Annotated in this window: 13 protein-coding genes; all 13 read right to left on the bottom strand. The window is 44.2% G+C overall.

Features of this window, described 5'->3' with window-relative positions; genetic code table 11:
- Window positions 1–44: 44 nt before the first annotated feature.
- The gene (locus K358_RS0116465) at window positions 45–515 is read right to left on the bottom strand and encodes a hotdog family protein (protein ID WP_027697843.1); all 471 of its coding nucleotides are present in this window, start codon (window positions 513–515) and stop codon (window positions 45–47) included.
- Window positions 508–1,710, bottom strand: coding sequence for a beta-ketoacyl-[acyl-carrier-protein] synthase family protein (locus K358_RS0116460; RefSeq protein WP_027697842.1), 1,203 nt, complete (start codon window positions 1,708–1,710; stop codon window positions 508–510). The genes K358_RS0116465 and K358_RS0116460 overlap by 8 nt, the downstream gene beginning before the upstream one ends.
- Window positions 1,711–1,763: 53 nt before the next feature.
- Window positions 1,764–2,402, bottom strand: coding sequence for a DUF3261 domain-containing protein (locus tag K358_RS0116455; protein ID WP_038150290.1), 639 nt, complete (start codon window positions 2,400–2,402; stop codon window positions 1,764–1,766).
- Window position 2,403: 1 nt separating this feature from the next.
- Window positions 2,404–4,782 carry an MMPL family transporter gene (locus K358_RS0116450; protein ID WP_038150288.1) on the bottom strand — a complete coding sequence of 793 codons (2,379 nt, stop codon included), beginning with the start codon at window positions 4,780–4,782 and terminating at the stop codon, window positions 2,404–2,406.
- A gap of 8 nt (window positions 4,783–4,790) precedes the next feature.
- The gene (locus K358_RS0116445) at window positions 4,791–5,471 is read right to left on the bottom strand and encodes a LolA family protein (RefSeq protein ID WP_083962847.1); all 681 of its coding nucleotides are present in this window, start codon (window positions 5,469–5,471) and stop codon (window positions 4,791–4,793) included.
- Window positions 5,455–5,904 (bottom strand): acyl-CoA thioesterase, encoded by a 450-nt coding sequence (locus K358_RS0116440; protein ID WP_027697838.1) that lies wholly within the window; start codon window positions 5,902–5,904, stop codon window positions 5,455–5,457. The genes K358_RS0116445 and K358_RS0116440 overlap by 17 nt, the downstream gene beginning before the upstream one ends.
- Window positions 5,905–6,044: 140 nt before the next feature.
- On the bottom strand, window positions 6,045–7,595 hold the full coding sequence (locus tag K358_RS0116435) for an HAL/PAL/TAL family ammonia-lyase (protein WP_027697837.1): 1,551 nt from the start codon (window positions 7,593–7,595) through the stop codon (window positions 6,045–6,047).
- Window positions 7,588–9,366 carry a glycosyltransferase family 2 protein gene (locus K358_RS18680; RefSeq protein ID WP_038150286.1) on the bottom strand — a complete coding sequence of 593 codons (1,779 nt, stop codon included), beginning with the start codon at window positions 9,364–9,366 and terminating at the stop codon, window positions 7,588–7,590. The genes K358_RS0116435 and K358_RS18680 overlap by 8 nt, the downstream gene beginning before the upstream one ends.
- A 17-nt stretch (window positions 9,367–9,383) precedes the next feature.
- Window positions 9,384–9,743, bottom strand: coding sequence for an ApeI family dehydratase (locus K358_RS0116425; protein WP_027697836.1), 360 nt, complete (start codon window positions 9,741–9,743; stop codon window positions 9,384–9,386).
- Between the two features lies 1 nt (window position 9,744).
- The gene (locus K358_RS0116420) at window positions 9,745–11,160 is read right to left on the bottom strand and encodes an AMP-binding protein (RefSeq protein ID WP_244875265.1); all 1,416 of its coding nucleotides are present in this window, start codon (window positions 11,158–11,160) and stop codon (window positions 9,745–9,747) included.
- A gap of 59 nt (window positions 11,161–11,219) precedes the next feature.
- A complete protein-coding gene (locus tag K358_RS0116415) occupies window positions 11,220–11,783 on the bottom strand; it encodes a COG4648 family protein (protein WP_027697834.1) in 564 nt (187 codons plus the stop codon).
- On the bottom strand, window positions 11,783–12,040 hold the full coding sequence (locus K358_RS0116410) for an acyl carrier protein (RefSeq protein ID WP_027697833.1): 258 nt from the start codon (window positions 12,038–12,040) through the stop codon (window positions 11,783–11,785). The genes K358_RS0116415 and K358_RS0116410 overlap by 1 nt, the downstream gene beginning before the upstream one ends.
- Window positions 12,041–12,061: 21 nt before the next feature.
- Window positions 12,062–12,319 (bottom strand): phosphopantetheine-binding protein, encoded by a 258-nt coding sequence (locus K358_RS0116405; protein WP_027697832.1) that lies wholly within the window; start codon window positions 12,317–12,319, stop codon window positions 12,062–12,064.
- Window positions 12,320–12,442: the final 123 nt, after the last annotated feature.

The following is a 12,442-nucleotide window of genomic DNA, read 5'->3' as shown; positions in this document are numbered from 1 at the left end:
TTTTCCTTTTTTCGCACGTTATGCAGTTTTATTGAGCCTAGATATTATTCAGACTGCATAGCGTTTAGTTGTTCGGGTGAAGGCACAAAAGCATTCAGTTGTGCGCTAGCAAGTGTTTTAGCCTGGACTTCGATACGGCATTGAAACACCGCCATGCCATTGTTTTCCATAACTTGTTCGGCATAGATATCTAAGGTTTCACCAAGTGGAAATTCCGAGCACTCACTCTGATAGCGGCGACTGCCTAGTAAAAAACCTATCGCAGGTGGCTCGCCTTGTTGCCAGGCTTGAAAACCGGACCAAGCGGCGATCGATTGCGCCATATATTCAATACCAACATAGCCAGGTACGCTTTGAGACTCTTGGTTAAAAAACAGCTCATCGGCTTTAATCATCACTTGAGTGTGAATGCTTTGTTGATCGACGGCAATCAGCTTGTCGACCAAGATCATTGGTGCTTGATGAGGGACTAAGTCGGCAATGTTTGGCAATGAAGCATTATTTGTTTCAGTCATTTGGGTATCCAAAAATCAGGCTGACATTATTGCCACCAAAAGCGAAAGAATTACTTAAAATAACCGGCTGTTTTAAAGCTTGGTTTGGTGCTGCCAAGGTAATGCTAAATTCAGCGCTTTCACCATCATTAATTTGCTGCGGTATCGACAGTTGATAGTGTAATACATGCCAGCAAATCGCCGCTTCAATCGCACTAGCCGCGCCCAATGTGTGTCCGGTAAGGGGTTTGGTTGAACTGACCGGAACTTGATTGCCAAATACCCGTTCGATGGCTTTGGCTTCCATTTGATCATTGAGCTTAGTGGCGGTGCCATGAGCATTGATATAGCCAACATCACTAGCGTGGAGACCTGCGTTATCTAATGCTTTACGTATCGCTTGTTCTGCGCCATTACCTTCAGGATGGGGCGCCGAAATATGATGGGCATCAGAGCTATCTCCAGCGCCGAGTAAGGCTAAACAAGGCTGATTAGCTTCTGGTTTTTCTAAGCTTAGCAGCATAAAAGCCGCCGCTTCACCAATGTTGATGCCATCGCGATTGGCGCTAAAAGGATTACAGCGTTGGTGCGACAGTGCTTCTAAACCATAAAAACCATTTAAGGTCAGCTTGCATAGGGTATCAGTTCCGCCAACAATCACTGCATCTACCAGACCCGCTTTAAGTAAGCGTTGGGCGGAAATATAGACTCGGCCGCTAGAAGAGCAAGCGGTCGAGATAGTGTAATTAGGACCTGTGATGTCGTAGTAATCTGCAATAAAGCGACTGGTGTTAGCCATTTCTTGTTGGTGATAATCAAAGCCTGCGGGTAATTCGCCACTTTGCTTCCATTGAGTAAGCGCCTGTTCACCATCAGAAATACCCGAGGTACTGGTGCCAATAATCACCGCAATTCTATCTACGCCATATTTCTCAATCGCTTGTTTGATGGTGTGATCGATTTGCAGTAATGCCGACAAGGCTAAGCGGTTGTTATGAGTATTTTGATGAGCAAATTTCGCATCGATGGTCGGCAATGGACCATTGGCTACTCCGACTACCGTTTCACTACCATCATTGAGCCAATCGGTGCTGACTTGCATATTCGGCGTGTCGGCTTGCTGTAAATGCTGGTGGATCATTTCCGTTGTCCAGCCTAATGCGGAGTGAGAGCCACACGCATGAATATACAGAGGTGGATTAGGCTGTGTGGGCATGTCAGTAATAGTCCTTATTACATCGTATTAAGATGGAAGCCAAAGTGCGAAAATTAATCTTGTTGGTATTGTAAGGTTTTTATCACAATGGTGAAGTCTAGAGAGTGATTAATAAAAGTAATGTCACCTTTGAGTGGGTCAATTGACGCATAATTAATCTCTGCAATCAGTGTCCCATGGTTATCAACCAGTATTCTTTGTTTGGTGTTGTTCTGTTGTTTCTCGGTCAGTGTCCAACCAGCTTTTTGCAATCTAGGTTGCCATACATCTAATGGGTATAAAGTGATCATCAGATTAAACAAAACCTGTTCTGGCTTAGGTAAGGTATTAGCAAGCCCGGCCATCACATAAGTATCTAACCGATTATTTTGATAGGTTAAGCTGAGCAAACGAGTTCCCCAAGACGAAAAACCAGCCAGTACGAGTTTATCTTGAGTGATTTGCAATTGAATTGGCAGTTGGTTGCTTTGGGCTTTTTTGGTTTGATCAATATAGCGTACGCTGAGTAACTGACTGGCGGTTAGGCTATAGCCGAGTTCAGAAGGTTGAGGTAGCGCTACCCAAGTATCATCCGCAATCTGGATTCGATTATTTTCTTCCGAGCTATCAGAGGAAGAAGTATTTGAGTGTGTTGAACAAGCGGTCAGGCTTACCAGTAATATCAATCCTACAAATCTAGTTAGAATCTTCATGTCATCCTTCCTTACTGAGAGTCGCAGGTGGCTTCATGGCTAAGGGCGCTAATAGCCAACTAATGATAATGCCAAATAACACGGTAATACCAAAGCTATGAATGGCTTGAGTCTCGCTGAGAGCTAATAAACCAAAAGATAAAATAGTGGTAAGCGCAGATAAGCTTATCGCGAGCAGTGTAGAATTACGTTTTAATGCTAGATGGGCATCAGAGCTTGCTTGTGATCTAGACTGTTCGGCAAAAAATAAGGTGTAATCAATACCAATTCCGAGTACCAAAATCAGCGCCAACAAGTTAAACAAATTGAGCGAACTTCCCGTTAGCACGGTGACGGCAATGCCTACAGCACCCGCAACGACAGGGGGAAGGACGATTCGTATTCCTTGTGCAAACCCATAACGCAGAGATACCACCAATAAAATCACTAGGCTTGCTAGTGCGAGTAATTGCGTGACATGTTGGCGATATAAACCAAACAGTTGTGAGATTTCTTGGGTTTTATTAAGGTAACTGACATTTGATTGTTGCTCGGCCAATCCTTCCAACGCTTGACCATTTTGTACACCATTGAGGGTAATGACGGCGGAAGATTGCCCATCTATTTCACCTAGCCACATAAACCGCACGGGCTTGGAAATCGGCGAGTGAAGAAATTGCTCAATAGTGACCGCTTTAAAATCTGAATCCAGTTCTGGCGTTTGCTTTAACTTCAATGCTTGAGACAAAGGCTGGCTTTGCGATTGATACAAAGCTTGGCTTAATTCGAAGTTGTGCTTTTGCTGCTGCGGGCTGGCAATAAACTGGCTGATACTTTGGTAGCCACCTAAATTGCCGTCTTGAATTTGTTGTTCTAGCTGCTCGGAGACGCTCTGTAATTTATCCAATAGTTGAGCATTATTTGGCGCGCGTACCAGCAACATTTGTTGGTCGTTTTGAATGCCTGAAATCGTCTTTATGGTTTGTTCTTGTTGCTTGAGGTTTGCCGGCATGGCTTGCAGCTGACGGATATCGTCATTGTAGTGGGCATGATACAAACCGATTCCAGCCGCTATTATTAACGCAGAGGGAATGATGATACGCACTTTGGGTTGTTGCCACGCTGATAACCATAGCGTGAGTATTTTGTTAAAAGGCAAGGTGCGATCGATGCTTGGCGCCGAGGCTAAAATCGGGTACCAACACACTACAGTGGCGTAGGCGGCAAATAGGCCAATGGCAGAAAATAGCGCTAATTGTTGCAAGCCTGGGAACGGGGCAATCAACATACCAAGATAGCCAATTAAGCTGGTGACTAGCCCTAGTGTGATGGCAATCAGGATATGTTTCAGCCCTTGCGAAGCATTCCAGCGAGAGCCAGCAGCCAAACGGTCGGTGAGGTAGTGAAAGGCGTAATCAATCGACACACCAATTAAGCTTGCGCCGAACACTAGGCTAAATAAATGGACTTTGCCAAAAATCAGCACCGTAATGACAAATGCCGCCACTAGGCCACAACTGATGGAAAGCAGCGCTAAGCTTAATGGCATCATGCTGCGATAGACTAATAAAATCAGCAAGATCACGCCGACTAACGAACCCACGCCAATCGTGCTGATTTCACTTTTCGCACTTTGAGTGCCGTGCGCAGCGTAGAAGATCACGCCGGTATGCATAACATCAACCTGATCGTGTTTAAATTCTTGTTTAAGATCTTGCTCCAATTGAGAAAGCTCAGCCAGTTTATCTTGAAGTGCCATGCTGTAGGCCGATCCGTTGAGATCAGCGCTGATCAAAACATAATGCTGATCTTGGTAGTCAGTGGTTAAGTAACCGTTGGATAAACGAAAATTGCCAGAGTGAGCAGTTAATTGCTTGAGATAGTCTCGAAATAATAAAAAGGGGTCACTGTTGAGCTCATTACCACTGACGCCAGAAAATGGGCTGTAGACAGATTGAATCACATATTGCGTTTGAGATTGTGGTGAATTGGCGAGCCTTTGTTGCTGAGTTGGCGTGAGCAGCTGAAAGCGATACGGGAAGAAAAATTGTCCCCATGCTTGTTGGGCATCTTGCGCCAGTTTGCCATCCACTTGTTTGAATAAAGACAGCTTTTTTAATCGCGCTTCAAATCGTTGGGCAGCTTGCTGCGCTTTATCTTGATCTGGACTTGAAACTAAAAAGATCACTTTGTCGCTCATGCTTGAAGCGACCCGATCAAAAGCAACTTGAGCACTAGGATCTTGTTGGTTTTTTGGTAACAACGCCATGATGTTGGTTTCGATCGGCAAGGTTCGGCCAAGCAATTGCGTGAACAATACTGCACTTAACATCAACATGACCGCAAGCCATATTAGAGCCAGTGGTTTTTGTTGGTCATGTTGAATTAAACGTTTGATCATCAAGATGTCTATTGTCCAAAGATGGCTTGTTCAGCCGTAGATAAATCACTAGGTTGATGAGTTTGCTTGCTAAACTCGATATCGGTGCGATCGCCACGAATCTCGATTAGCTCAATACGATTAATATAATCATTCGCTTCAATATTGATCTGGCTGAACACTTTATTGAGTGGTGCCAATTTTGGCGTTAAAGATAACACCCATTGATTGCTTTGGTTTGAGCTTAATTTCAGATCAAATTGTTGCTGCAAGGTTTGAGTATCGCCTTTGAATAACGATAAAAACACATGGCTAAAATAAAACACCATAGGGTTATCTGCGACCTTCACCACTTGCGCAGGCTCCGAGCCAACTTGTTGACTAAGGGTATCTTGGGTTAACACCAAGGAAGTTGGAAAGGGCGTCGTTTGTTGCCACCACAATCCATATTGGCTTGAAAGCAAGAACTGGCCTTGTGATATTAAAGGCGCATCAAACATTTGCATGTGACGGGTTTGAGTAAAGTCCCCACGTACTACTTGATGGCTGGCTAATTGCTGTTGCAGCTGTGCTAGCTTGTCATTATCGCCGGTGGCGGCTTGACTAGTCTGAGTTAAAAACAACAAAGCACACAGCAAGAGCACTAGGCCATAGATAGCTTTCCACGTGATTTTATACCCAAGTACGAAGGGTTTAAGAATTATGTTCATTAGCACTCCAGGCAGCAAGTTTATCGGTGAAAGCTTTCGGGGATACAAAGCACATTTTTTCGTTTTCAATACAGACCGCCACTTGCATGGTGTAGCCTTTGGTTAAGCGTTGATTGGTTTCGGCATTGTAGATCACGTAATCGACTTTTAAGCGGTTTTCCCACTCGCTCAACTTGGCTTCAACTCGTACGGTTAAATCAAACGGGATAGGTTTGATGTATTTGACGCGAGTATCAATAATCGGCCACATGTAACCAGAAGCCTGCATTTCACGGTAGTTATAACCAATCTTATCCAACATCACGCGGCGCGCTTCTTCAAAGAAACGGAAATAATTGCCGTGATAGACCACCCCCATAGGATCGGCATCCTGGAAAGAGGGAGTCATGATGACTTGGGAGGATAGGGCTTTATATTCCATTCTTTCTACCATAAGTGTTTTACGTGTCTAGGACGCTACGCTGCTTGAGTCTTGAGCGCTTCGCTTCTCGAGTTCAGGATGCTATTTTGAATCTTGGCGCTTCTTTCCTCGAGTAACAAGAGCGAAGCGTACGAGTTTTCGACTCACGTAGATCAATACAACTTCCACTCTTGCTGCTGGATCTTACCAACAAACTTACGTAAATCCGCTTCTAACGGACGATCTTCGACGACAAATTCAAAGTCGGTTTGTACCGCTTCAAGCATCTCTTTTAATGCCGGGCTGAAGTGTTGCTGATCCAGTTCGTTATTGCGTTTACGTAGTTCAATCGCTTGAGTGGCAGCCAATAACGATGCAGAAGCAACCTGTTCAGTTAACTGTAATACCCGTAGGCAATCACGAGAAGCAATGGTGCCCATGCTGACTTTATCTTGGTTATGACATTCAGTGGAACGTGAAAATACACTGGCTGGCATGGTGTTTTTCAGTGCTTCGGCGGTCCATGCGGAAATGCCGATTTGTACTGCTTTAAAACCGTGGTTAATTGGTTTACGTTCGCCGGTCGCGCCGGTTAAGTTAAACGGTAGTCCGTTGTTAAACTTATAATCCATCAACTGCGCCATTTGACGATCCAGTAGATCGGCAAGGTTTGCAACGGCGGTTTTTAAAGTATCCATCGCCATTGCTATATGACCGCCATAGAAATGTCCGCCATGTAGTACGCGTTCGTTATCCCCATCAATGATTGGATTGTCATTGGCACTGTTCAGTTCATTTTCAATCATTTGACGTAACCACGGTAGGGTGTCTTGCAACACGCCAATCACATGCGGTGCACAGCGTAATGAATAGCGATCTTGCAAGCGATCACTATTACTTGGTGGACGTTCTGCTTGTAGATCAGCACGTAACCAAGCGGCAATTTGTTGCTGGCCTTGATGGGGTTTTACGGCAAACAGCGCTTCATCGAAGTGAAAGTCATTACCTTGCATGCCGAGTGACACCATAGCGGTAATACGCGTGGAAAGCTGAGCCAGATATTCTGCGCGCTTAAAGGCAATACAAGCGATCGCCGTCATCACTGAGGTGCCATTCATTAACGCTAAGCCTTCTTTGGGCTTAAGTTTAATCGGTTGGATATTCAGTTCAGAAAATACTTCAGAAGTTGGACGCACTTGGCCTTTGTATAACACCTCACGCTCACCAATTAATACGGCTGCAAGGTAAGAAAGTGGCGTTAAGTCTCCGCTCGCGCCCACTGAACCTTCTTGTGGAATTAAAGGTGTAATGCCTTGATTGATTAGGGTAACGATTTGATTGAGTAGGTCATGAGTGACACCAGAAACCCCTTGCGATAACGAACATAAACGCGTGGCTAATACCGCGCGAGCTTGTTGTTCATCTAAATGCTCACCTAAACCACAGCCGTGAAAGCGGGTTAAATGCAGGGGGAGTTCATCGACTAAATCCATTGGAATGGCAACCGTACAAGAATCGCCATAGCCAGTAGTGACACCATAAATTACGCCTTCTTGTTGTAAAAGACGCTCTAAAAAAGCCACACCACGATCAATTTTACTGGTGAAGGCTTCATTGCTGTTCATTTGTGCCTGACTACCCTGAGCGATAGCCATGACATCTTCAATCGTCAGGCGTTGTGCGCCAAAAGTAATGCGGTTGTTATTGCGATTTTGATTAGTCATTGTGTTCACTTTGTCCTGAATTCGGATCGTGTTGAGTCGTACTGGCACTGTCACTTGGCGTTGGATTGGTCAGCTGCCAAAAATTAAAAAAGTTATACCATTGTAATGGCGCTTGTAAGGTGAAGTGTTCTAAGCGTGTGGCGTACTGTTGAACAACCTCTTGCAAGGCTTGCATACGCTGTTTTCTTGGCAGCACAATTTGGTCATAAAATGGTTCAAAATAGACATGATAGTTTGGGCGTTTCTGGCTTTGTTGTTCATCACGTAGGCCAAACAATAAATAGACTGGCGCGGCTAACACACTGGCCAGCATAAAAGGGCCTTGCGGGAAAGGGGCCGGTTTACCTAGAAAGTCCGCCCAGATTACGCGTTGTTCTTTGGTCACGGAGGTTCGGTCACCCACAATCACGATCCATTCACCTTGTTCAAGCTTTTGCTGCAATAAAATTGCGGTATCCGGTCCAAGTGAGGTGACTTGAATGAGATTAACCGAGGAGTCGGGATTGACAGCTTTCATGACACGGTTAAAGCGTTCAGCGTGCTCGGTAAACACTAAAGCATTAATGGTGACATTGGTACGCAAGCTTCCCATGGCTCGGCAAAGCTCTAAGTTACCTAAATGTGAGCCGAGAATAATAACACCTTGTTGGTTGCCTATGACGTGTTCAAAGTGCTCTTTGCCATGAATGGTCAAATCATCACGAGTAATATCCCCACGCCATCCAGCCAGTTTATCCAACATGGTCTGGCCAAATGATAACAAGTGTTGGTAGCTAGAAAGCGGTGTAGCTAACGCGATCTTTTGTTCGCGACAGTAATGTTCAAGTTGTTGGATATACTGCTCAGAGGCGAGTCTCGCTTGCTTACCGGTTTTGTGATAGTAACCAATCACTAGTTTTAGAATGGCATTAAATACTGAGCGACCGAGTAGAGAGTAAACCGCCATTAGCAGTTTGATACCAAAAACCGAACCTTGTTCTTTACTTTTCGCCCAGTGCGTATTTGAGGTTTGTTTGTCTTTTTCTGCTTGAGGTGGCTTGAAATGACGGGCGATCAGTTTAGGAATACGCGGTAGCATGCCAAAAAATAATTTAGTGTGCATTTTGCTGATGCGAATATTGTCGTGTAGGGCATCAAAGTGAGAAATGCCATTTTCTGGATAAATAACATGAGTTTCAATGAATTGACAGTCGACACCTTGCCAGTACATTTTGACCATAATCTCAGTGTCAAAATCCATTCTCAGACCCATTGAATACCGGTCGAGCGTGGCAATGGTTGCATCCAGTGGATAAGAACGAAAGCCGCACATGCTGTCTTTGAGAGCAAAAGAGAGCGTTTCAATCCAAACCCAAATATGAGTGGCATAACGGCCATAAAGGCGCGCTTTGGGTACCGATTCGTCATAGATAGGACGACCTGAGATTAATTGCTCAGGATTGGTTTTTGAGGCTTCAATTAATCGAGGAATGGCGGTTGGATCGTGCTGTCCATCGGCATCAATTTGGATCGCATGGCTAAACCCTAGTCGGTGCGCTTCCCGTAAGCCCAAAATCATTGCCCCGCCTTTACCTTGATTAACTGGATTGGCAAGTAAGGTCAGATTTGGTGTGTCGATTAAGTTATTTAAAGCCGCTTTGGTGTCGCTATCACTACCATCATCCACTACCAAGATCGGATAGCCAAAAGGCTGCAAAGAGGCGATAACGCTTGCCATGGTCGAGCCGTGGTTATAGCAAGGAATGACAAAGCAGGGTGAAAATGAGGCCATATTAAGACATGCTTCCTTTAACCTAATAAGATTCGACCCGATGAATGAGTACGTACCTCATCATCTTGCCCTGAGGTATAACTAAAGTGCAGCTTTTGTTTGTCAGCATGCCAAGTTAAGGTCAGTTTGACTAGTGTGTCTTTTAAAATAGGCTCTTGGAATTTGATCACTTCCATTGATTGAAAGGATTTTGGCGAATCGAAAAGTTGCTGAGCATAATGGACTGCCCAATCAATTTGAGTGACCCCCGGCAATAAAGCAAACTGAGGAAAGTGACCTTTAAAGTCTTCAATTTCAGCATCGACTTGTAGATGTAAAGTGAGGGTGTTTTCGTCACCTTTTTTCTTTATAACGGTGGGTTTTCTTATCACTGTCATCTTATTTACTTCTCGATTCTGAGTGGAAGAGTTGCTCAATATCACTGATTAACCGCTTACCCTGAGTATTAAGGGGAATCTCATCAACCACTCGAAAACGGCGTGGAATACCCACAGGCTCAATCCATTGATGCAAAGATTGGCGTAGCATCAGGACAAATTTTCCCTTACCGAGTTGCTTGAGTTTCGCTTGTCCAATTGGGGATAGCGTAATCGCGGCAGCGGTAATTAAACGCTTAGGCTCTTGATATGGGATCACTGCGGCTTCTGTAATGTCATCAAGTTGATTTAAACGACGCTCAATCTCACTTAATGATATACGCTTTTCTTCTATTTTAATGACTCGGTCTGCACGACCTTTCAAAATAAAATGCTGATCATCTAATAACTCACATTGATCGGCAGTTTGATACCAATTTGCGATATCCACCAACGGTGATTTGATTTTCAAACATTGCTCGGCATTGACATCAATTTGCGTGCCGACAAATGCTTGCCAAGGTGTGTCGCTTGAGCGCTGTTGGCGATGGGCGATACCACCAGTTTCAGTGCTGCCGAGCACTTCATGTGGGTAACTGTTAAATAATGTATTACAGGTTTTCGCGGCATCCAGAGGTAGTGGACCACCGGATGAAAAAATAGCGCGATAACGGTTTGCTGGCTCGGCTGGGGTTAAGCGCTTGAGTAAAGCGGGGCTACTGATCAAAACCGTATCTTGATCTGCATGTTCGATAATTTGCTCAGGGTATTGCCAGTTTTGGGCAAGAAATGGCCTGCCAGCCGAAAGTGGCCATAGAATGCGAAATAGCAGACCATAAATATGCTGGTGAGAAACCGTGCTAGCTGTGGTTACTCCGGATAATGATTCACCCCAAGTAGCTTGTAATTGTGCCACTTCTTTTTCGAGAATTGATAGTGGCTTGTCGATGGCTTTGGGTTGGCCACTGGAGCCTGAAGTAAACAAGGTGATTGCTACATCGGCTAAATCTTTAAATTGAAGCAAGCCCATCTCAGATTTCTTGGCCAATACTTTGGGAACATCAAAGGCAAAGTGTGGCGCGAGAGTCGTGGAGTCAATCACCTCATCATGCAAAACCGCATCAAAGTGTTGAGAAAGTTCGGCTAAGGCCGCCGGTTGTAAATTGCCCGGTATGATAAGTTGCTTTTGACTATGATAAGCCGCCATAAATGCCACGGAAAACCAGTAGCTATTGTCAAAACAAAGCGCCCAACGAGATTCACTACGAGCAAGTAATTGTTGGCTGAGTTGATAAGTATCTTGTTGAAATTGTTGCCAGCTAATTGCCTGGCCTTGCTGGTTGAAACCATCGAATGCAACAGGAAAATCGACAGAGCGTTGAGTGGCTCTATCGGTATTCATCAATTGAGAAAGAGGAACAAAAGAAGCAGGTATCATGCTGGTGGCAATTTCCATATTGGGAGTTTTTAAAACTAGCAGTAATAGTAACGAGTTGATTATTGCTCGTTAGATTTCCGGATATAACCTCTTACTAGCCATTCAATCGTAAATAAACTTCCGGCAAACAAATAACTGAGTAAGCCATTGTATAAGGTCCAGATTTCAAGTGGCAAAAAGCAGGTATAAAGTGCGATCGAGCCATTAATCACAAAGTAGCCACACCATACTTTGGTGACATTGCGAGTGTAGCGCACGCCACTTTCTGGTAGTTCAGGTTCTTGTAGGCGAGCCAGTCGCTCCACTAAGGTTTGCGATTGCCATAAGCTGCTGAAGAATAATAGAAACATCAGAAGATTAACCACCACTGGGTAGTAGGTAAACCAACCGTGTTCGCGAAATAATGTCGCACATAAAGTGAGAATAATACCGGCAGCGCCACTTAACCAAGCAATGTATTTAAGTTCTTTTAACTTAGTTTGATGACCGGCTGCAATACGAATGACAAACAGGGCGACAAAGATAATACCTATCACGCCAATGCCCCAACGGCTCAATCCGTAATAAACCGCTAAAGGATAAGCCAGTAGCAGTAGGGCAGATAAAGCCGTTAATGCGCGCATTATTTTTCCTTGAGTAGCTCTACCACAGCATCAACAACATCGTTGACGGTACGTACTGCTTTAAACTCATCAGGTTGGATCTTTTTGCCGGTTAATTTTTGTAGATGAACTACAAGGTCAACCGCATCAATGCTATCGAGGTCCAGCTCTTGGTAAAGTTTTGATTCTGGCTTGATATCATCAGCATCAATTTCAAATAGCTCAACAAAGGCATCTTGTACTTTGCTGAATACTTCGTCTCTGTTTATTTCCGTCATAATATTCTTGTTCTGTTTGAGTTAGTTTTGTTGAGCGCTAATGTAGTTCGCTAGGTTCGCGACAGAAGCAAAGTGCTCACGAGTTTGATTATCGTCAGCATCAATCACAATATGATACTTTTTCTTAATGGCAAGACCGAGTTCTAGTGCATCGATAGAATCTAAACCTAGCCCATCACCAAATAAAGCCGCGTCAGTTTCGATATCTTCCACTTGAATATCTTCAAGGTTTAACGCTTCAATAATTAATGCTTTTAATTCGTTGTGTAATTGTTCCACTCTAACCTACCTAAATTGATAAAAGGTTTATTCATTATAATATACCCTTGCCTATTGAAGCGGCAGCTTTGTTGCCACAACATGAATGACGTTGGGGTCGGAAGTCTGTCTTCCGTTATTTTG

It is taken from the genome of Vibrio litoralis DSM 17657, from assembly GCF_000426765.1.
GTDB classification, from domain to species: domain Bacteria; phylum Pseudomonadota; class Gammaproteobacteria; order Enterobacterales; family Vibrionaceae; genus Vibrio; species Vibrio litoralis.
The sequence above is the reverse complement of the archived record's forward strand: the minus strand, read 5'-3'. Positions and strand labels throughout refer to the sequence as shown.

Bases quoted from the DNA above. Each gene is read 5' to 3' on its own strand.
- K358_RS0116465 (WP_027697843.1), bottom strand. From the start codon at position 515: ATGACTGAAACAAATAATGCTTCATTGCCAAACATTGCCGACTTAGTC.
- K358_RS0116460 (WP_027697842.1), bottom strand. From the start codon at position 1,710: ATGCCCACACAGCCTAATCCACCTCTGTATATTCATGCGTGTGGCTCT.
- K358_RS0116455 (WP_038150290.1), bottom strand. From the start codon at position 2,402: ATGAAGATTCTAACTAGATTTGTAGGATTGATATTACTGGTAAGCCTG.
- K358_RS0116450 (WP_038150288.1), bottom strand. From the start codon at position 4,782: ATGATCAAACGTTTAATTCAACATGACCAACAAAAACCACTGGCTCTA.
- K358_RS0116445 (WP_083962847.1), bottom strand. From the start codon at position 5,471: ATGAACATAATTCTTAAACCCTTCGTACTTGGGTATAAAATCACGTGG.
- K358_RS0116440 (WP_027697838.1), bottom strand. From the start codon at position 5,904: ATGGTAGAAAGAATGGAATATAAAGCCCTATCCTCCCAAGTCATCATG.
- K358_RS0116435 (WP_027697837.1), bottom strand. From the start codon at position 7,595: ATGACTAATCAAAATCGCAATAACAACCGCATTACTTTTGGCGCACAA.
- K358_RS18680 (WP_038150286.1), bottom strand. From the start codon at position 9,366: ATGGCCTCATTTTCACCCTGCTTTGTCATTCCTTGCTATAACCACGGC.
- K358_RS0116425 (WP_027697836.1), bottom strand. From the start codon at position 9,743: ATGACAGTGATAAGAAAACCCACCGTTATAAAGAAAAAAGGTGACGAA.
- K358_RS0116420 (WP_244875265.1), bottom strand. From the start codon at position 11,160: ATGATACCTGCTTCTTTTGTTCCTCTTTCTCAATTGATGAATACCGAT.
- K358_RS0116415 (WP_027697834.1), bottom strand. From the start codon at position 11,783: ATGCGCGCATTAACGGCTTTATCTGCCCTACTGCTACTGGCTTATCCT.
- K358_RS0116410 (WP_027697833.1), bottom strand. From the start codon at position 12,040: ATGACGGAAATAAACAGAGACGAAGTATTCAGCAAAGTACAAGATGCC.